Annotated in this window: 18 protein-coding genes; 10 read left to right on the top strand and 8 right to left on the bottom strand. The window is 37.7% G+C overall.

Annotated elements, in window-relative coordinates; genetic code table 11:
- Positions 1–11: 11 nt before the first annotated feature.
- Positions 12–1,007, bottom strand: coding sequence for an arsenosugar biosynthesis radical SAM (seleno)protein ArsS (gene arsS, locus VB715_RS07810; protein ID WP_323300636.1), 996 nt, complete (start codon positions 1,005–1,007; stop codon positions 12–14).
- An 80-nt stretch (positions 1,008–1,087) separates the two neighbouring features.
- Positions 1,088–2,281: a methyltransferase domain-containing protein gene (locus tag VB715_RS07805; protein ID WP_323300635.1), complete on the bottom strand. Its 1,194-nt coding sequence runs from the start codon at positions 2,279–2,281 to the stop codon at positions 1,088–1,090.
- Between the two features lie 194 nt (positions 2,282–2,475).
- On the opposite strand from VB715_RS07805, the gene VB715_RS07800 reads away from it, so the two are divergent.
- The 3 genes from VB715_RS07800 to VB715_RS07790 are packed head-to-tail and all read left to right on the top strand — an operon-like array spanning position 2,476 to position 4,328.
- Positions 2,476–3,057, top strand: coding sequence for a GUN4 domain-containing protein (locus tag VB715_RS07800; RefSeq protein ID WP_323300634.1), 582 nt, complete (start codon positions 2,476–2,478; stop codon positions 3,055–3,057).
- Positions 3,042–3,722: a hypothetical protein gene (locus VB715_RS07795; protein ID WP_323300633.1), complete on the top strand. Its 681-nt coding sequence runs from the start codon at positions 3,042–3,044 to the stop codon at positions 3,720–3,722. The genes VB715_RS07800 and VB715_RS07795 overlap by 16 nt, the downstream gene beginning before the upstream one ends.
- Before the next feature lie 18 nt (positions 3,723–3,740).
- Positions 3,741–4,328, top strand: a complete 588-nt coding sequence (locus VB715_RS07790; RefSeq protein ID WP_323300632.1) for a GUN4 domain-containing protein — start codon at positions 3,741–3,743, stop codon at positions 4,326–4,328.
- On the opposite strand, the gene VB715_RS07785 is transcribed toward VB715_RS07790, so the two are convergent.
- A complete protein-coding gene (locus tag VB715_RS07785; protein ID WP_323300631.1) occupies positions 4,288–4,473 on the bottom strand; it encodes a hypothetical protein in 186 nt (61 codons plus the stop codon). The genes VB715_RS07790 and VB715_RS07785 overlap by 41 nt on opposite strands.
- A 169-nt stretch (positions 4,474–4,642) precedes the next feature.
- On the opposite strand from VB715_RS07785, the gene VB715_RS07780 reads away from it, so the two are divergent.
- Positions 4,643–6,307 (top strand): alpha/beta hydrolase, encoded by a 1,665-nt coding sequence (locus VB715_RS07780; protein WP_323300630.1) that lies wholly within the window; start codon positions 4,643–4,645, stop codon positions 6,305–6,307.
- Positions 6,308–6,446: 139 nt separating this feature from the next.
- On the opposite strand, the gene accB is transcribed toward VB715_RS07780, so the two are convergent.
- On the bottom strand, positions 6,447–6,923 hold the full coding sequence (accB, locus tag VB715_RS07775; RefSeq protein WP_323300629.1) for an acetyl-CoA carboxylase biotin carboxyl carrier protein: 477 nt from the start codon (positions 6,921–6,923) through the stop codon (positions 6,447–6,449).
- Positions 6,924–7,001: 78 nt separating this feature from the next.
- Positions 7,002–7,562, bottom strand: a complete 561-nt coding sequence (gene efp, locus VB715_RS07770; RefSeq protein WP_323300628.1) for an elongation factor P — start codon at positions 7,560–7,562, stop codon at positions 7,002–7,004.
- Positions 7,563–7,943: 381 nt separating this feature from the next.
- On the opposite strand from efp, the gene VB715_RS07765 reads away from it, so the two are divergent.
- Positions 7,944–9,161: a transposase gene (locus VB715_RS07765; RefSeq protein ID WP_323300627.1), complete on the top strand. Its 1,218-nt coding sequence runs from the start codon at positions 7,944–7,946 to the stop codon at positions 9,159–9,161.
- Between the two features lie 154 nt (positions 9,162–9,315).
- On the opposite strand, the gene VB715_RS07760 is transcribed toward VB715_RS07765, so the two are convergent.
- On the bottom strand, positions 9,316–10,968 hold the full coding sequence (locus tag VB715_RS07760; RefSeq protein WP_323300626.1) for a CTP synthase: 1,653 nt from the start codon (positions 10,966–10,968) through the stop codon (positions 9,316–9,318).
- Positions 10,969–11,354: 386 nt separating this feature from the next.
- Here VB715_RS07760 and VB715_RS07755 point away from each other — a divergent pair, with 386 nt between their 5' ends.
- Both VB715_RS07755 and VB715_RS07750 read left to right on the top strand, forming a co-directional pair.
- On the top strand, positions 11,355–12,311 hold the full coding sequence (locus tag VB715_RS07755) for a pentapeptide repeat-containing protein (protein WP_323300625.1): 957 nt from the start codon (positions 11,355–11,357) through the stop codon (positions 12,309–12,311).
- A gap of 167 nt (positions 12,312–12,478) precedes the next feature.
- A complete protein-coding gene (locus VB715_RS07750; protein ID WP_323300624.1) occupies positions 12,479–13,513 on the top strand; it encodes a DMT family transporter in 1,035 nt (344 codons plus the stop codon).
- 41 nt (positions 13,514–13,554) lie between these two features.
- Here the strand turns inward: VB715_RS07750 and VB715_RS07745 are convergent, their stop codons facing one another.
- Positions 13,555–14,826, bottom strand: a complete 1,272-nt coding sequence (locus tag VB715_RS07745; protein ID WP_323300623.1) for a serpin family protein — start codon at positions 14,824–14,826, stop codon at positions 13,555–13,557.
- A gap of 306 nt (positions 14,827–15,132) precedes the next feature.
- Between VB715_RS07745 and VB715_RS07740 the strand changes: the two genes are divergently transcribed.
- A complete protein-coding gene (locus VB715_RS07740; protein ID WP_323300896.1) occupies positions 15,133–15,783 on the top strand; it encodes a MotA/TolQ/ExbB proton channel family protein in 651 nt (216 codons plus the stop codon).
- Positions 15,784–15,815: 32 nt separating this feature from the next.
- On the top strand, positions 15,816–16,481 hold the full coding sequence (locus VB715_RS07735; protein WP_323300622.1) for a biopolymer transporter ExbD: 666 nt from the start codon (positions 15,816–15,818) through the stop codon (positions 16,479–16,481).
- Between the two features lie 68 nt (positions 16,482–16,549).
- Here VB715_RS07735 and VB715_RS07730 read toward each other — a convergent pair whose 3' ends face one another.
- On the bottom strand, positions 16,550–16,930 hold the full coding sequence (locus VB715_RS07730; protein WP_323300621.1) for a hypothetical protein: 381 nt from the start codon (positions 16,928–16,930) through the stop codon (positions 16,550–16,552).
- A gap of 135 nt (positions 16,931–17,065) precedes the next feature.
- Between VB715_RS07730 and VB715_RS07725 the strand changes: the two genes are divergently transcribed.
- Positions 17,066–18,229, top strand: coding sequence for an extracellular solute-binding protein (locus VB715_RS07725; RefSeq protein ID WP_323300620.1), 1,164 nt, complete (start codon positions 17,066–17,068; stop codon positions 18,227–18,229).
- The last annotated feature ends 151 nt before the right edge of the window (positions 18,230–18,380 follow it).

The raw sequence follows: 18,380 nt of genomic DNA, 5'->3' as shown, positions 1-18,380 counted from the left end.
TGATCTATTAATTAAATCAAGGAACCTCCACAACTTGAACCACTTCCTGCTGTACATCCATAACAATAAGGGGCCGTTTTTATCTCATTAATTATGTCTAAGTTTTCTAGACTTAACAGCTTTTCTAAGGTTAATTTTTCTCCACTGGGTAAGGTAGCGGGTAAATTTTCCATTTGATTAAAATCACAATCATAAATGTTGCCTAAGTAATCAATTGATAGTTCATTACGACACATTAAATGCTCGATAGTTCCTGGGTTATAATGAGATTCTAAAAACTTGAGATAAGGAACATATAAATGTTGATTTTGTAAATAATGTTTAGTTCTACCTATGGGAATGTTCGTGATAGTAAAGAGATGATTAAAAACAATCTTAAAATTATCCCAAAGGAATGTTTTATAGTCCTTTTCTAATTTAATTTGGTCAGGGGTTAAAGAAAAGTTTTCATTTCTAGGGATAGGGGGATTATAAACTAAATCTAACACTAAATTAGAATCGTTTCCATACCCTAATTTATTTAATAGTTGAATAGCATGAATTGACTCATTATAAACTCCTTTACCCCTTTGTTTATCCACATTTCCCTCTAAATAGCAAGGTAAAGAAGCAATGATTCTTAATTTATTTTTAGCAAAATATTCTGGTAAATCTTCAAAATTAGGCTCAAAATAGATGGTTAAGTTAGAGCGTACAATTACCTCTTTTTGGGCTTTTTTAGCCGCTTCTACCAAGGGACGAAACCCATAATTCATTTCTGGTGCGCCTCCCGTTAAATCAACGGTTTTTATTTGAGGAAAACGGTTAATTAATTCGATTAATTGTTGACAAATTTCAGGGGATAATTCTTCTGTTCGTTTTGGCCCTGCTTCTACATGACAATGGTTACAAGCAAGATTACAACGTTTCCCTAAATTGATTTGTAATACTGTAATTTTTTGTTTAGTAAGGGGTTGCTTTGTTGTTTGAGTAAATGGGATAATTGATTGAGAATTTAAAGTAACCATCTTTATTCCTAAAAATCATGATAAATAATTAAGAGAAGAATAGTAATTTATCTAAAATTCTTCTCATTCTGATTCATTAATTAACAACATTCTCCTGGACTACAACAGTCCATTACTGGGTTGGTTTCTGTTAGTTTATAATCGGCCCCTTTTGTCTCTTTTGGATGACGAATTGCTTTGTTTTTACAACTAAAGTCTGTGGCTTCTTCTAGGGGTATTTCTTGATAGGGAGGCACGGGAATAATCTCTGTTTGATAAGGACTTTCAGGACGAGTTAAAATCTGATAAGTTTTGTCACAAACTGCCATCCTTTCACCCCGACAAAAAATATGTCCATCATCATCTTGTACCTGTTTCCAAGGGCCTTTGTAAATAATAGATTGCTTGCGTTCTAAACAAGGGCCTTCCTTCCCTTTATAAGCACGAACCGTCATGGAACGAAATTCAATCCCATCAATAACCTGCCAAGGAGTTTCCTCTCGTGCGAGAATTTCAATGCCATAAAATCCCACATTTTCAAACATTTTTAAAAATTCTTCTTCACGGAATGCACCAGCAATACAACCACTCCATAAATCGGGATCATTGAGAATTTCTGCGGTAGGATTTTCATCACAAACAATATCAGAAATAACAGCCCTTCCTCCCCGTTTTAAGACCCGATAAAGCTCTTGAAATAGCTGTGCTTTATCCTGGGGATGAACTAAATTTAAAACACAATTAGAAATGACCACATCAATGCTATTATCAGCAATCAGTGGGGAATTTTTACGCAAGCGATCGCATTCAGATTCAAACTGACTTAATTGTTCAATTGATTGAATTGGATGGTTAGATAACCAAGTCTGAACTTGATCTAAATTTAAGGTTAAATCTTGTATTTTACCCTTGACAAATTGAGTATTTTTATAACCTATTTTGTCAGCAATTTCCAGTTGATACTTGCGGGAAATTTTTAACATTTCATCATTAAAATCAACCCCAATAACCTGACCCTTAGCACCGACTTTTTGGGCCAGAATGTAGCAATTTTTTCCCGTTCCCGAACCCAAATCTAAAACCGTTTCCCCTTCAGATACATAGCGAGTTGGATCACCACAACCATAATCTTTTTCAATAATTTCTTGGGGTAAAATCTCTAAATACTTACCATCATAGTCAGTGGGACAACATAAACTAGGTTGTTGCACTTTTGCCCCTTCTTGATAGCGTTCAAAGACAGTTTTTTCGATATCATAAAGAGGAGAATTAAGGGAAGATTGGGAAGTCACCATATCAGTCACAGAATGCGTTCCTTTTTGTAAACTAGAATAGAGAAATTAAAAGCAATGCTCAAATGATCAACAAACTGCCGAGAATTTCCTGTCTGCTTAAGTTGTAAGATCATTAAAACGAGGAGAACTGAGAATTTCCTGAGATTTGTCTGAACTTTCTTAAGATATCATCAATATGAGGTTTCATCCTAATTATGTCTGACCCATTTACCCTAGAAACTCACCCTGAATTATGCGAAATTTTCACCCAATTGCAAGCTTTGACGGATAGAGTCGCTGATTTAGAAGAAAAACTGAAATTAGTCTCGGATATTGACAGATATAGCCAATTACAAGCCTTATTAAAAGCAGGAAAATTCAAAGAAGCAGATCAAGAAACCACCCAAGTCATCCTCGAAGCAGTCAACAGAGATCGAGACAACATGACTCCTAATGATATGACGAAATTGCCCTGTAATATTCTCCAGGTCATTGATAGACTGTGGCGAGACTATAGCGGCGATCGCTTTGGGTTTAGTGTACAGTTGAGTCTGTATGAGGAAGTCGGGGGCAATATAGACAGCCTACGCAGTCAAAATGTCGATATCCTGGAGAAATATGGCGATCGCGTTGGTTGGCGCAAAAATGGACAATGGCAAGGGGATAACTATGATAATTTAGAGTTTAGCTTATCGGCTCCAGTAGGTTGTTTTCCGGCAATTTGGTGGAAGTCTCCTTATGGGTTTAAAATGGCGACTTTTTGTTTTATGCGATTAATTGAATGCGAATTAGCTTAAGTGTGAATTTTTTACGATTTCTTCTGATTTTAGGTTGTTTGTGTGATCCCATAAGTCAAGTTTTGGCCCAAGGAAGATTTGATCGTCCGACTTTTTTTCGAGATGGACAACTATTAATGGAACAGGAAATTCAACGACTGCAACAACAACCGGAAACCCCGGCAACAGAAATTGAACATCCGGCCCAAATTTTAACCATTGATAGCGGACAATTGCAATGGCAAAAATTTCTCTTTAGAGATGGTAATTTTTCAGTTTGGATGCCTCAAGGAATCCAAAGTCTGGAAACGATTATCCTAGATTTAGGTAAGAGTAATTTATCCTTTGAAGTGTTTGCTACTCAACCCAAACCCTATCGCTTTGTTGCTGCCTATTCTGAGGATTTATCCTCCTCTCAACTGGCTAACCCAACTCAGTTATTGTTAGCAGTAAGAGAGGGTATTGTTAAACAGACAAATTTTATTTTATTAACAGATAAAGATATTACTTGGCAACAATATTTAGGTCAAGAATTAACCATGAAACATGAAGATGAACTTATTAGTTTCCGGGTTTATCTCATTAATCAAAAAATTTATGTTTTGGCGGCTGGACAAAATAATAATGTTGAGCAAATTTCGACCAATATTCTCAGCTTTTTCGATTCTTTTCGCCTTTTAAATTAACCCTAGGATTTTTAAAATATGACCGAATTAGATTCTAAGATTGACTTCAATGAACCCAGTCAAAAAGAACTAGAATTGACGAAACGAATTACACAACTAGAGCAAAGATTAGAGAAAGTTCTGTTGTTATTACCGGATGTTTATCGCTATGAAAAATTACAGGAATTATTAGCAGCAGGAAACTTCAAAGAAGCAGATCAAGAAACCATGAAAGTTATGTTAGAAGTAGAAGGAAAAGCTTCACAAGACGATCTAACTCCTGGAGATCTAAAAACCTATCCAAGTCATGTCTTGAAAGTTATTGATCGACTATGGTGTAGCTATAGTAATGAGCATTTTGGGTTTAGTATTCAACTAAAAATTTATCAAGAAGTGGGGGGAACACCTCAGTCAGTTATGGAAGGAAGTTTTAAGGTTTTATCGGAAGCTGCGTTTAAATTTGGCTGGAAAGATGACCCCAAGAAATTAGGACTAAAAGACTATGATACTATGAATTTTAGTTTATCCGCACCCCAAGGTCAATTACCCATGCAATGGTGGGTTTCTCCCTACGGAACTAAATTAGCTAACTTTTTTCTCGCGCGTTTGATGGAATGTGATTTTTAAGTTTACTGCGTCGCATTCCTTTGGTTAAATAGGCTAAAATAAATACAGTTAATCCCATCATTCCTACTTGAAAATATTGGGTTATGGTTGTTGTCGTCACAATCAATAATAGACCTAATAACCAATAAGATAAATTTTTAGACATTGTCATCAACATATAACAGTTAAAGATTATTATAGGTCATCATCCCATAATTTTAATTCAAGTTACAGAAAAAAATTTACAATGTAAATAGAACAATTTTAGACGAATGTTTTTAATTTGTCTAAAAACGTCAATCCTGTTTTTTAGCTATCCTCTCACCCGCTAAGTTATGGCTTTTAATTATTGGTTATTTAAACCGTTTCTGATTTCTTTACCCCTGAGTATTCTAGCTATTTTACTAACAATTTTACCTATCCAAGCAGCCGAAAAAATCTACTTAATCTATGGTTCATTAAACCTATCAGTTAGAGTCAATTCTTTAGAAAAATTTGCCAGAGAGGGAATTATTGATGACAACTTAGAATTTTATCTTAATATGGCAGGGGTTGATGAAGAACAAAAAGCCAATTTTCGACAAGCACTGATTCAAGCTTCCCCCGTGAGTCCCGTTCAACTTTCTCGTTTTTTTAATACAGAAATTGGAGAAGAAATTCTCAAGCTTTTTGGTAATTATGTGGCTATTCAAGGGGGACGTAATGGTAAATATGCCCTGCGAGGAGCGATGGTACAAGCAGCTTTTGAGCCGGAAGGATTAACCCTAATTAATTTTCTCAAAAAACTTCCTACCAATATGCAAATTGATATTGAATCCTCTATCGCTTTATCTGAAGCTATAGAAACTGTGATTAAAGGAACAGAATTTTTCACAGAAGAAATTGCCATTCTTTCAAACCTTGAAGCCAAAAAATCTCCCCAGGTTTATTTTAGTCAATTACTAGATATTACCAAACCTGGACAATTTGACATTTCCCCCAAACAAACCTGGTTACTTACTGATAAAAAAAGAAATCGTCGTTTTTATGTTGATATTTATAGACCCCAAAAGTTGAGACAAGATAAAACACCTGTCATCATTTTTTCTCATGGGTTAGCCTCTCGTCCTGAAGATTTTTTGAAAGAAGCAAACTATCTTGCATCCTATGGTTTTGTTGTTGTTATTCCTCAACATCCAGGCAGTGATTACCAACAAATTCAAAATCTTTTAGAAGGGTACAGAAGGGAAGTGTTTGAGGTTAAGGAATTTGTCAACCGTCCTCAAGATATTAGTTATGTTATTGACCAATTAGAGCGACGCAATAAGATAGACTTTGAGGGAAAATTAGACTTAAAAAATGTCGGTGTAGTCGGGCATTCTTTCGGCGGTTATACTGCTTTAGCAATTGCAGGAGCTACCCTTAATTTTGATAATTTAAAACAGGAATGTAACCAAGAATTGAGTTACTTAAATACTTCCTTATTACTTCAATGTCGCGCCTTAAAATTAGAAAGGAAAGATTATGATTTTCGGGATGAAAGAGTCACAGCAATTTTAGCTGTCAACCCCGTTAATAGTAGTATTTTTGGGCAAAAAGGACTAAGTAAAATTCAGATCCCTGTATTTATTGGAGCAGGAACGTATGATCCCGCGACTCCCGCTATTTTTGAACAGGTTCGCTCTTTTCCTTGGTTTACCACTCCCCATAAATATTTAGTCCTAATTGAAGGACAAGCTCACCTTGATTTCTCAAATTTAGATGCAGGAATTACCGACTTAATTGGTTCTGTTCCTAATTTAACTCTTCCCAGTCCTGAATTATTAAGTCAATACAATAATGCCTTAACTTTAGCCTTTTTTGAAACCTATATTGCGAAAAATTCAGACTTTGCTCCCTATCTTCAAGCCATTTATACCAACTATTTAAGCCAAAAAGAACCCTTTAAAGCCTACCTAATAACTCAAAAGTCTTCCGACGCTTTAAAACAGTCCATAGAACGATTTAATCGCAATCATTAATCGAAGGATTGAAACCTTTCCTAAAGAATTCATAATTCATCTAATATCAAGTAAAAAAATGCTACAAATAATTGTTCCCCTTGCTCCCTTCCAGTCATTTGTAGCAAAAATAAGCGCGATTTCATATTATGAACTCAGGTTAACTAGGATTCACCCACATTAAAGTTTGTCCATATTCGACAGGTTCCCCATTAGCAACTACCACTTCCATCACTTCCCCTGTGGTTTCCGCCTCAATTTCATTCATCAATTTCATCGCTTCAATAATACAAACCGTCTGGCCATTACTCACGCGATCGCCTACTTCTACAAAGGCAGCTTCATCCGGTGCCGGAGCGCGATAAAATGTTCCTACCATGGGAGAAGCGATCGCTACCCATTTCTTCTCTGCTGGGGAAGGTGGGGGCGTTTCTGCTGGTGTTTGAGTAGATACAGCAGGAAGGGAATGAGTAGGGGTAATAACCGCTTCTGAGGGTAAAACAGGGGGAGGAGAACTAGCTGTCACCCCACGACGTACCTTTAACTCAAACGTCTCTGTTTTTAAAGTGACTTCTGCTATGTCGGTTTGAGCGATCGCCCCTAATAATTCTCGCAGTTCATTAAAATTAATTGACACAAATTATCCATCCCATAATACGGTCAAAAAGAGGTTGCCGCAATGCAGACAACCGATTTCAACATTAACATTAACGGGTTAGGTTTCCCGTCCTAAATAGGAACCATCACGGGTATCCACTTTAATTCTTTCGCCAATGGAAATAAATAATGGAACCATGACTTGGGCCCCAGTTTCCACAATAGCGGGTTTAGTTCCCCCTGTGGCTGTATCTCCTTTAACCCCTGGATCTGTCTCAGTTATTTCTAAAATGACTGAAGTCGGTAATTGAACTTCTAACACTTGATCGTTCCAGAAGACAATATCTGCGGACATTTCTTCTTTGACATAATTGACAGCAGTTCCCATTTGATTGGGATTTAGACGTGCTTCTTCAAAGGTTTCCATATCCATAAAGACGTATTGATCCCCTTCTTTATAGGTATGTTGCATGGTGCGCTTTTCCAGGGTAGCTTGGGGAACGGTTTCCCCTGCGCGGAATGTTTTTTCAACCACACTTCCAGTTTGGGCATTTTTTAATTTTGTCCGCACAAAGGCGGAACCCTTGCCTGGTTTAACGTGCAGGAATTCAATAACACGCCACACTGAGCCATCGAGTTCAATGGTGACACCGCTCCGAAAATCGTTACTAGAAATCATGAAAGGCTTTTAGAGCTTAGAAAGTCAAGATTCATTTTACAAGAGATTGGGGACTGGGGATGTGTCATTTACACCTTTATTAATAAGTTTTTTTACAATAAGACAATTTTTGCAAGATTTAACACTACCATACTTGAAAAAAATTTAAGATTAATCAAATATTCTTCTCTTAGTGGTTGTTAATATTATGTCTCTCAATTTTTACCCCCATAAAACTCACCAGAAGCTGGCGATATTGTTTTAGCTTCCGCCGCGAGAAGCCCCGCGCTATACCCTTGGGTTAGCGTCGGCACGGCAGTCGCTCAACTTGGGGAGACCCCAAGACCGCGCTGCCTCATGAATCGCGGTCAGCACCTATGATTTATCTGCTAAAATTTTACCATGAGACTAGCATATCAGTATCGATTACGCCCAACTCCTGAACAAACTGCCAGATTTGACAGTTGGCTGAGCCTTTTAAGGTGGCAGTACAACTATCGTCTAGCAGAACGTTTTAATTGGTGGGAACGTAATCGTTGTGATGTTAATTCTTGTCCTTTAATATGCCATTTACCTGAGTTAAAAGAAAAGCCTGATTATTATAGTCAGAAAAAGGATTTAATTAATACTAAAGCCTTATTTCCTGATTATAAAAATATACAGTCTCAAGTGTTACAAGACTGTATTAAGCGGGTTGATTTTACTTTTCAAAAATGGCTAAAAGGTGATAGTAATGGTAAGCGTTCAGGAAGACCAAGATTTAAAGGAGAAGGGCGTTATCATTCTTTTACTTTCCCTCAAGTTAAACAAAATTGTTTAGAGGGAAAATATATTAATCTTCCTATTATTGGGAAGATAAAACTGATTCAACATCGTCCTTTACCTAGTGGTTTTCTAATTAAAACAGCTACTATTGTCCGTAAAGCTGACGGTTGGTATGTGATTTTATCTCTAGAAGATAAATCTGTACCTAACTTTACTCCTAATATTCAACCTGGTTTAAATAACACTCTAGGTATTGATTTGGGATTAAAGGAATTTTTGGTAGACAGTGAGGGAGAAAATGTAACTATTCCCCAACACTATCGAAAGTTATTAAAACAGCTAAAGGTAGTTCAAAAGGGAGTTAGTCGTCAGCAAAAAGGTTCTAAAAATAGACGCAAAGCAGTTAAAAGATTGGCAAAACTTCATCAGAAGGTAGCCAATAAAAGAAAAGACTTTCATTTTAAAACAGCTAATCATTTACTGGCAAAAAATGAAGTTATAGCCATTGAAAATTTAAACATAAAGGGATTAGCTAAAAGCAGACTGAGTTTAAGTGTTAATGATGCTGGATGGGGACAATTTATTTCAATTCTCAAGGAGAAAGCTGAAAAAGCTGGTCAGTTGGTAATCGAAGTAAATCCTAATGGTACAACACAAGATTGCTCTGGATGCGGGGTTAAAGTTCCCAAAGAATTGAAAGATAGAGTTCATTCTTGTCCCCATTGTCAATTAACAATTGATCGGGATTTTAATGCGGCTATCAATATCAAATATAGGGCGGTAGGGCATTCCGTTCTTAAAGCTTACCGAGTATCCGAATCGATAGATGGAGTTGGTAAGAAGCCCACACTATAGTCGGTACTCCGACTTAGTGCTGGGAGTATGTCACTTCCCTTTCCTTTTACTGATTTAAGAATGAGATTAAGAAATATTATGTGTCAGGAAATTAGCTATGTACGCTAGTGTCTTACTACCGCTTTTGTGGATTACAGGATTATAAATATCCAGTTTAAGCCATTAATTCCTCACTCTTATCCTTAAACTCTGGTTTACTAATATTAGTAGCATCATGCTCAACGGCTGCTTTAACAAATCCCAAAAATAAAGGATGAGCGCAATTAGGACGAGAACGAAATTCAGGGTGAAATTGTGTGGCAATAAAGAAAGGATGACTAGGCAATTCAATAATTTCCACCAACCGTCCATCAGGAGAAGTTCCACTCACCATATAACCTGTTTCTAATAACAAATTACGGTAAGCATTATTAAACTCATAACGATGGCGATGACGTTCATAAATCACTTCCTGTTGATATAAAGAAGCAGCCAAAGTATCAGGAGTAATGCGACAAGGATATAAACCCAGACGCATGGTTCCCCCTAAATCTACCACGTCTTGCTGTTCGGGTAAAAGATTAATAACTGGGTTAGTCGTTTCCGGTTCAAATTCTGCACTATTGGCATTCTCTAAATGGGCAACATTTCGCCCCCATTCAATCACCGCACATTGCATTCCTAAACATAATCCTAAAAAGGGAATATTTTGCTGTCTAGCGTATTCAATCGCTTGGACTTTTCCATCCACACCCCGAATGCCAAACCCACCAGGAACAATAATTCCACTAATATCTTTTAAATACTTTTCTGCCCCATGATTTTCAATATCTTCGGCACTGATCCAGCGCAATTTAACCTCACTATCAGCAGCAATTCCCCCATGTACCAAAGATTCAACTACGGATAAATAAGCATCACTTAATTCCACATATTTTCCCACTAAAGCAACTTCAATTTGTCCTTGGGGAGACTGCATTCTCTGGACTAAAGTTTGCCATTGACTTAAATCCGGTTGACGGGGTTCTAATTTTAATAATTCTAGGGTTTGTTGAGCTAATCCTTCTTTTTCCACAATTAAAGGAACTTCATAAATACTGCTGGCATCTTGAGCCGTAATGACTGATTCTACAGGTACATCACAAAATTCTGAGAGTTTTTCTTTCATTCCCGCTTTTAACGGGCGATCGCAACGACAAACTAAGACATCCGGTTGAATACCAATGGAGCGTAATTCTTTGACGGAATGTTGCGTCGGTTTGGTTTTCATCTCCCTAGCGGCAGGAATCCAAGGAATTAGGGTAACGTGCATATAAACCACGTTATGGCGGCCCACATCCTTCCGAAACTGACGAATTGCCTCTAAAAAGGGTAAAGATTCAATATCCCCAACTGTCCCCCCAATTTCCGTGATTACCACATCAGGATTAGTATTTTTTGCCACCCGATGAATTCTCTCTTTAATTTCGTTGGTAATATGTGGGATCACTTGTACTGTACCCCCCATATAGGCCCCACGTCTTTCCTTGTTGATCACCGCTTGATAAATTGATCCCGTTGTCACACTGTTGAGACGAGACATGGGAGTGTCTGTAAAACGCTCATAATGGCCTAAGTCTAAATCCGTTTCTGCTCCATCATCCGTCACAAAAACTTCCCCATGTTGGAAAGGACTCATGGTACCTGGATCGACGTTAATATAAGGATCGAGCTTGAGAATTGACACAGAATAGTCTCTAGACTTGAGTAACCGTCCTAAACTGGCCGCTACAATGCCTTTACCGATACTGGAGACAACACCCCCAGTAATGAATACAAATTTCGCCATATCCTTTCCCTTGAGATCTCGTCCGTTGCTGATTCCCAATTATTTTAACCTGTCTGCTCCGTCTCGGAACTGCTCGAAGATTAATGAATTATTAACTGTGATAACTATCACCTTCAGACGGTGACTGCTGAGCTTGCCTATCGGTTTAAGTTTTGATTCAATATGGCCAGAGAGACTTGAACAATTTACTTATTAGCAACTCCGAGGAATTACCTAAATCAATTAACCTATTAATATTCTCTATTTACGCATCAGTTCGGTTGATAATTTATTATGTAATTATCATACTTTTTTACACAAATAATAAGTTAATAAGATTACAATTTATTACTTTTTTTAAATTGAATGTTTCTAGAGATACATTAGAAATAAAGCCAGGAGGAATAATGTTTCAAAGTCAAGAAGCGATTGAACTTACCCAAAAATATCAAGCCGGTCAAAGAAATTTTCAAGACTATCAATTACGGCGTGCAAATTTAAGAGGACTAGACCTCAGTAATACAGATTTCCGGGGAGTGGATCTCAGCTATGCTAATTTAAGAGATGTTAATTTTAGTGGGGCAGATTTACGGGAAGCTTATCTGAATGAAGCAGATTTAACCGGAGCCAATTTTAGTGGAGCCAACTTAGAGGGAGCTTCCTTAATCAAGGCTTATCTGATTAAAGCTAATTGTTATCAAACGAATTTTAAAAGGGTATATTTAACGGGAACTTACCTAACAAAATCCACTTTTAAAGAAGCGATTTTTAGTGAGGCTTACTTGAATGGAGCGAAATTAGCCGGAGCCGAATTAGAAGGTGCTTATTATAATAATCAAACCAGATTTGAGATGACTTTTAATCCTCAAGAAGCCAAAATGAGAGAACTAGAAGATAAAAAGCAGAACTTTGATCAATCAGAAAAAATAGAAGAAAATGAAACCCCAAAAATCCATCAAGAAATAACTGTCAAAGACTTTCTAGAAACTTTTAATTATCTCAATCAAATTAGTTATCGTTATCTAGGAAAAACCATGACAAAAAAGTATTGGGAATCTTCTCGTCCTTTGTTTGAATGGTTAGATCAATTTGAGATTGATTCCGCAGGACAAGTAATTTTTAACGGGGAATTAGAAACACCTATAACATCGATTAAATTACAATGGTCACAAGCTTGGTTAAAAACCTTTATTCAATCCTGTTCTCAAATTGTGCAAAATTATCCTCAGATGCTTGATGTTGAATTAATCAGCTTAGTTTTGTCTCCCAACCTCCCTAAAAAGAACCCAATTCTTAGTCAGACATCTTCTTTAAATGTATCAACATCTCTCAAAGGAGATTCTTTTAAGTTAGTCAATGCTTAAATGCTCTTAAACAGTAACAATCTAAAGGCCATACATAGCTATCGCCAAAAAATTAATCTGGTTCCCTGACTTCTGCCAGAAATCTTATGATAGAATTGTCCTGGTAGTAAATCCTGCAATGACTTTTCCTTAGATAAAAATCTAAGATAAGTCAATAAAAGTTTTTTATGAATCAAAGATTAGCAATTTTTCATCGAGTTCCTGGAAAAGTTTATTTGTTACTTAGTATAATCATTTTTGGGTTAGCTAGTCCTGTGACTCGCAAGTTAATTGATTTAGGGAAACAACATCTTATTGATGGCAGAAATCCTATCTCATTTTGTAATCTTTTATTTGTGGGTAATCTGTCTGCTTTATTGTTATTAATATTTATTTATGGCCGTCAAATTTCTTGGCAAATTTTCAAACAATTTACGCTCAAAGATTGGTTTGGACTAATTAGTGTGGGGATTTTTTCAGGAGCTTTGGCTCCCGCTTTGGGATTTTTGGCCTTAGATTTAACCTCTGTCAATAATGTTATTCTGATTGGAAGAATTGAACCGCCTTTAACCCTAACACTGTCGGTTTTGTTACTAAAGGCGAGAATTAATTATTGGGTGGGATGTGGTTCACTTATTTCCTTTCTGGGAGTATTGAGCATCGTTTGGTTACAATCCTCAGATGAAACTATCAGCATGATGGGAGGAAAATTAGAAATTGGGACAGGAGAATTATGTGCCGTTTTAGGAGCAATTTCTGTTTCCATTGCTAACCTTATTAGTAAGGTTAGTCTTAATAAAATCCCCCTAGGAAGTTTTACAATTATTAGGAATATATTAGGAACAATTATCTTTTTTGTAATCGTCGTTAAACTCTATGGATTAATCCATTTTACTGATGTGTTTTCTCCATTTTTGTGGCAATGGATGTTGATTTATGGAGCTATTATTGTCGTGGCTGGTCAATTGTGTTGGTTTATGGGCTTAAAATCCACAAAAGCAGCTGATGTGTCTTTGGCGACTTCATTTAGTCCTATCCTTGGGATTATTGCGGCTTATTTAATCTTAGGAGAAATTCCCAACACATCTCAATATATTGGTGGCACTATCATTATGATGGGAATTATGTTAACTCAAATTGGTGTGAGACAATTAAACCAACAAAACTTAATGATTTCTAACACAAAAGATGCGGATATTCAAGCCGGATTTAAAGGAATTTAAGATAGTTCATTTAGAAACTATCCAAGAAAAAATAAATAAAACTAAGGTTCAAAAATACTACCCATAAATAAAATTGCCCCCGTATTATCATCTTGAATCAGACAGAAAAAAGGACGATCTACAATCATCGTAAATTGGGGTGGTGACGAGATAATTGATGCTACTTTAAGATTCATCGATTTAACGGAGGGGACTTGTTTGCCTTTTTCATTAAATTCTAGTAATGCCTGATGTTTAATGCTATTGATATAAGCGGAATGAGACGTTAATTTAGAAAAACCAGCTTGAGATGGATTAAACATAGTAGAAAGTCCTAAAGACTGTAAAGATTTCGTGAGATCGACTTCATAGTTTAAAGTGAAGCGAGGCAACTGAAGCAACCCACTGGTTTTCCGAAACTTAGATGATAGTTTTTGCCATTTCTTAAGGGTTAAATCCTGAAAAACTTGGGACAATTGGTCAGTTTTTTTGGGCAACAACAGAGAAAAGCTCAAGTTTCCATCACCATAAGGTAATTTAATCCCTTGAAATTGAGAATTTTCAAAATAGCTATAAGTCCCTTGACGAGACATAAAAGGGTAAAGCTTACTAACATTGCGGCTTAAATGAAAGGATTTTTCTGTCGTGAGCTTTTGATCAAAACCGACTTGCAAAGTTCCTTGAAAATAAGCTGTGTTGATCAAAAACAGAACATCATCTGCTTGAATTTGATTAATAATATTTTTGATTTTTCCTTGAGTGTTTTCTGTAACCCAACGATTAATAATACCGCTCGCTTCACCACTAGCAAAATTCAAATTGGTAATTTGATCGTTATAATAATCTCGATTATTTTTAAGAAACTGATAACGAAAGGTAAAGCCCTGTCTTGCCCAAAGGGAATTAGCGACAATTAACGGAGATTGAGGATTCTCAAGATTTAAGTGACTTTCTAACCCCTGATTTGCTCGATTTAGCGCATCAATTTCTACCCCTTGAATTCCTAAGACTTGAGCAATTTCCTGTTTAGTATCTCCCGTTGCGCCATTGTAAAGCATCGACAAAGTCAAAGCCACACTGGTTGGAGAGATAAAAATATTTTGCTCTTGATTCCCTTTAGCTAAGGTTGAAAACAACTGAAATCCCAACTGTGTATGGGCTGAAACCAGCCGTTTCTCATCGAGAGACGACTTCAGGAAAATCATCCTAGGGGAAACTTCTTGTAACCCCTGAGCGTCTGCTAATATACTCAGAAAGTCCAGAAAGTCAGTTTTTGAGAAGGAGATCCACCCACTCAAGAAAAATAACAAGAGAAAGCCCAATGTGGCTCTCATGGTTCTTTGAGTCCTCATCACCCTTAATCCTGATTGACGATACAGCTATGTTTACCGTTTTTAGCCTGAAGGTTAAAAAGCCCCAAAGCACTGATGATGTTGTTCTGACGGTAATTTGGGAATAGAGTCCACCGAATTAAAAAAAAATCCTCCTTCTCTGAGGATATACTTGATCACTAAACATAAACCCTTAGAATTGTAAATAAATAATTACAACTATCAACACTTTTTCAAGATGGGGACAAGCAACGGAGGTCAGCCAAGACGGTGAATATTCAAGAAATCATGGAAAAAGGTGGGGTAGCCATGTGGCCCCTGCTCATTTTGTCGGTATTAGCCTTGAGTACCATTATTGAACGCTCCTGGTTTTGGGTGAGATTTCTGCTCAAAGAGGGACAGATTCTGAACCGGATTTTGGAGACAGCGGCCCGTAACTGGGATGGGGCCCCAAAAGTGGCCAAAGAATATAGTAATCATCCCGTGGGCAAGTTCCTCTATGGCCCCCTGAGATTGATTAACCCCGATCCGGAGGTATTCCATTTGGCTCTAGAATCCTCCGCCGATGACGAGTTAGCCATGATGCGACGGGGAGATAAGGTGTTAGAGGCAGTGATTGCCCTGTCTCCCCTGCTGGGATTACTGGGAACCGTTTTAGGATTAATTGCCTCTTTGGGCAACATCCAAATTAGCGACTTGGGAACATCTTCTACCACAGGTGTTACCCTAGGAATCGGTGAAGCGTTAATTTCTACGGCTACGGGTTTAATTGTTGCCATTATCAGCTTAACTTTTTACCGAATATTCCAATCTCTGTGGTTTAACCAAGTGCGGGTATTCCGTAAAACGGGCAGTGAATTAGAAGTGATTTATCGTCAACGTTGGCTAGATACTGATGGTGAACCCTCTACTTTCCCAAGCAATGTCGCACCGAGATTTAAGGATACTTTTGACGAATAAGCACCTAAACAACATCTTTTTAACAGACACTCATGACCCAAAATACGAATCATCAAAAAATAACCCGTAAAAATCTGTCCCATGGCCATGCTCGTCCGCTAAAACTTTGGCAAAATTCATCTCAAGAACAAGAAGTTCGCATTGAAATTTTGCCAATGATTGATGTGATTTTTTGTATCTTGACCTTCTTTATTTTGGGGGCAGTTGGTTTATCTCGTCAGCAGGCCATTAGCTTAGATTTACCGAAGGCTGGTTCCGGAACTCCCCAAATGCGGGAAATGATGGTGGTTAGCCTCGATGATTTTGGCCAAGTCTACGTTGAAAAGCAATTGGTAACTCGCAATCAGCTATTTGACGCGATTAAGAGCTATCATCAATTTAACCCCGAAGGCTTAATGGTACTTCATGCCTCAAGAAATGCGAGTTACAATGAAGTCATTCAGGTGCTGGATATGTTGCGAGAAGTCGGTGGTGAACGAGTTGCTTTAGCTACCCTACCAGGTGAATCTGAGAAAACCCCTAATTTGAGTGATCCTAGCCTCAGTCCCTTGCCATCAGGAACAGGTTTACCAGGAAATTACACCAATAGTCTTCCTCAGACAATCCCAACTAACCCGAACAATGGAGTCGGTAATTATCCAGGGAATCCTCTAAACCCTTCTACAACAATTCCTCAAACCACTGTGCCGAATAATTAATTTCTCAAAGCTCCCGTTCACTCGTCCCAAGGCTATCGATAGTTTCCCTGACCGATATCCCCTATTTTTTACCGCATGATCCGAGAAGCGAGTAACTGTTCTTCTAAGGCAGCAATACGGTTATAAGCGGCGGTTAACTGTGCTGTGAGTCGTCGCACCTGAAGATCGGTGGTTAGTAATGGTTCCACTTCAGGGGCGATGAGGGTGCTATTTTCACTCTCATCTGGTAGGATATCCTTATGCTCCATCACGGACTGATAATGTCCATGACGAGGTGACGCAATGGGGTTCGGGCGGGAGATGCTAGGCAGAGAGGGTTGTTGGTTGTTAACCATGACTTCCGTTGGCAGGCGAGAACCCACCATCTGTTGGCCAATCTGTTCAACAATATGATGGAGTTGACTGACTTTTTGATTAAGTTCATTGATTTGCTGCTGTAGTCCATCCATAGGAATGCCCATCACTGAAAACTGTGCTATTTCTCATCCTAGAAGTGACTGAGACTGATAGTTACAGATTCCTGATTCATTTAACGATTACTTCACTACTCTTCATTAACCGTAAACCTTGATACAATAAATTCCATGGTTAGCCGTCGTTCTTTTTTGATCAGTACAGGGACTGTCGCACTAGGGCAATTGTTATCAGGATGCGGTGATTCTGGGCAGGATTTGCGGGTTTTGTTGTTACAAGGTTCCATACCCCCCCAATTACTGACTGCTTTTCGTCAACAATTATCCTCTCAGCCTTCTCTCTCCTTTACTCCCCAAGCTCAGCTAAAAGAATTGTTTGAGTTATTGGAAACTTGGCAAGGTAAAGATGCCAAGAAAACGGGTTTATGGCGTGATTTACCCAAAATACCCATCATTAACCCCAAGGAACCACCGATCAGTGATTTAGTCACTTTAGGAGATGCTTGGTTAGCTGAAGGCATTCAAAAGGGTTTAATTGAACCCCTAGAGCTTGCTGATGTCCCCAATTGGCAAAAACTCCCCTCTCGTTGGCAACGCTTGGTTAAACGAGATCAACAAGGAAATATCCAGGAAAACGGACAAATTTGGGGGGCTCCCTATCGTTGGGGAACAACGTTAATGGTTTACCAAGAGGATAAGTTAGACTGGGAACCGACAGATTGGCACGATTTATGGGATGAACGATTACGCGATCGCATTACCTTGCTGGATCAACCCAGAGAGGTGATTGGATTAACCTTAAAAAAATTAGGACAGTCTTACAATACAAAAGATTTAGCCTCAGTTCCTCGTTTAAAATCTGAACTTTTGTCTCTACAAAAACAAGTTAAATATTACAGTTCTCGTCATTATTTACAACCCTTATTGGTGGGAGATGCTTGGTTAAGTGTGGGTTGGTCTAATGAGATTTTACCCCTAATTGCTAAAAATCGAGGTCTTAAGGCTGTAATACCTGCTTCTGGGACTGCTATTTGGTCAGATATTTGGGTTAAACCTAAAGCAAAAACTGGAAAATTAGAGTTATCAAAATCAGCGAAACAATGGCTTGATTTTTGTTGGCAACCTCAAGCTGCTGATCTAATTTCCTTGTTTGCTGATGGGGCTTCTCCTATGATTAATACCATTGATAAAAATCAACTTTCAAAGGAAGTTCAAGATAATCCTTTATTATTAATAAAGCCCGAAATTTTCGATAAATGCGAATTTTTAGAGCCTTTACCAGATAAGGTTCAAGCAGAGTATCTTAATCTTTGGAAGGAAATGAGAAAAAGTTAAATTCTCTAGGGACAATTCATAAATTGCCCCTACATAAATACTCTAAAAAATGGTTCTACCGAACTTGTCATGTAAAATTAATAAATGAATACAGGCTAAAGCCTTATTCTATAAGCACAAAGGCTGTCTAAACAGCCTAATTTTAAGCCTG

Origin of the sequence: Crocosphaera sp. UHCC 0190, assembly GCF_034932065.1 — a bacterium.
Taxonomy (GTDB): Bacteria; Cyanobacteriota; Cyanobacteriia; order Cyanobacteriales; family Microcystaceae; genus UHCC-0190.
The sequence above is the reverse complement of the archived record's forward strand: the minus strand, read 5'-3'. Positions and strand labels throughout refer to the sequence as shown.

Coding starts and splice junctions, on each gene's coding strand:
- VB715_RS07735 (WP_323300622.1), top strand. CDS start 15,816: ATGACCCAAAATACGAATCATCAAAAAATAACCCGTAAAAATCTGTCC.
- VB715_RS07745 (WP_323300623.1), bottom strand. CDS start 14,826: ATGAGAGCCACATTGGGCTTTCTCTTGTTATTTTTCTTGAGTGGGTGG.
- VB715_RS07740 (WP_323300896.1), top strand. CDS start 15,133: ATGTGGCCCCTGCTCATTTTGTCGGTATTAGCCTTGAGTACCATTATT.
- VB715_RS07805 (WP_323300635.1), bottom strand. CDS start 2,281: ATGGTGACTTCCCAATCTTCCCTTAATTCTCCTCTTTATGATATCGAA.
- efp (WP_323300628.1), bottom strand. CDS start 7,562: ATGATTTCTAGTAACGATTTTCGGAGCGGTGTCACCATTGAACTCGAT.
- VB715_RS07790 (WP_323300632.1), top strand. CDS start 3,741: ATGACCGAATTAGATTCTAAGATTGACTTCAATGAACCCAGTCAAAAA.
- VB715_RS07795 (WP_323300633.1), top strand. CDS start 3,042: ATGCGAATTAGCTTAAGTGTGAATTTTTTACGATTTCTTCTGATTTTA.
- VB715_RS07730 (WP_323300621.1), bottom strand. CDS start 16,930: ATGGATGGACTACAGCAGCAAATCAATGAACTTAATCAAAAAGTCAGT.
- VB715_RS07780 (WP_323300630.1), top strand. CDS start 4,643: ATGGCTTTTAATTATTGGTTATTTAAACCGTTTCTGATTTCTTTACCC.
- VB715_RS07765 (WP_323300627.1), top strand. CDS start 7,944: ATGAGACTAGCATATCAGTATCGATTACGCCCAACTCCTGAACAAACT.
- VB715_RS07725 (WP_323300620.1), top strand. CDS start 17,066: ATGGTTAGCCGTCGTTCTTTTTTGATCAGTACAGGGACTGTCGCACTA.
- VB715_RS07755 (WP_323300625.1), top strand. CDS start 11,355: ATGTTTCAAAGTCAAGAAGCGATTGAACTTACCCAAAAATATCAAGCC.
- VB715_RS07760 (WP_323300626.1), bottom strand. CDS start 10,968: ATGGCGAAATTTGTATTCATTACTGGGGGTGTTGTCTCCAGTATCGGT.
- arsS (WP_323300636.1), bottom strand. CDS start 1,007: ATGGTTACTTTAAATTCTCAATCAATTATCCCATTTACTCAAACAACA.
- VB715_RS07750 (WP_323300624.1), top strand. CDS start 12,479: ATGAATCAAAGATTAGCAATTTTTCATCGAGTTCCTGGAAAAGTTTAT.
- VB715_RS07785 (WP_323300631.1), bottom strand. CDS start 4,473: ATGTCTAAAAATTTATCTTATTGGTTATTAGGTCTATTATTGATTGTG.
- VB715_RS07800 (WP_323300634.1), top strand. CDS start 2,476: ATGTCTGACCCATTTACCCTAGAAACTCACCCTGAATTATGCGAAATT.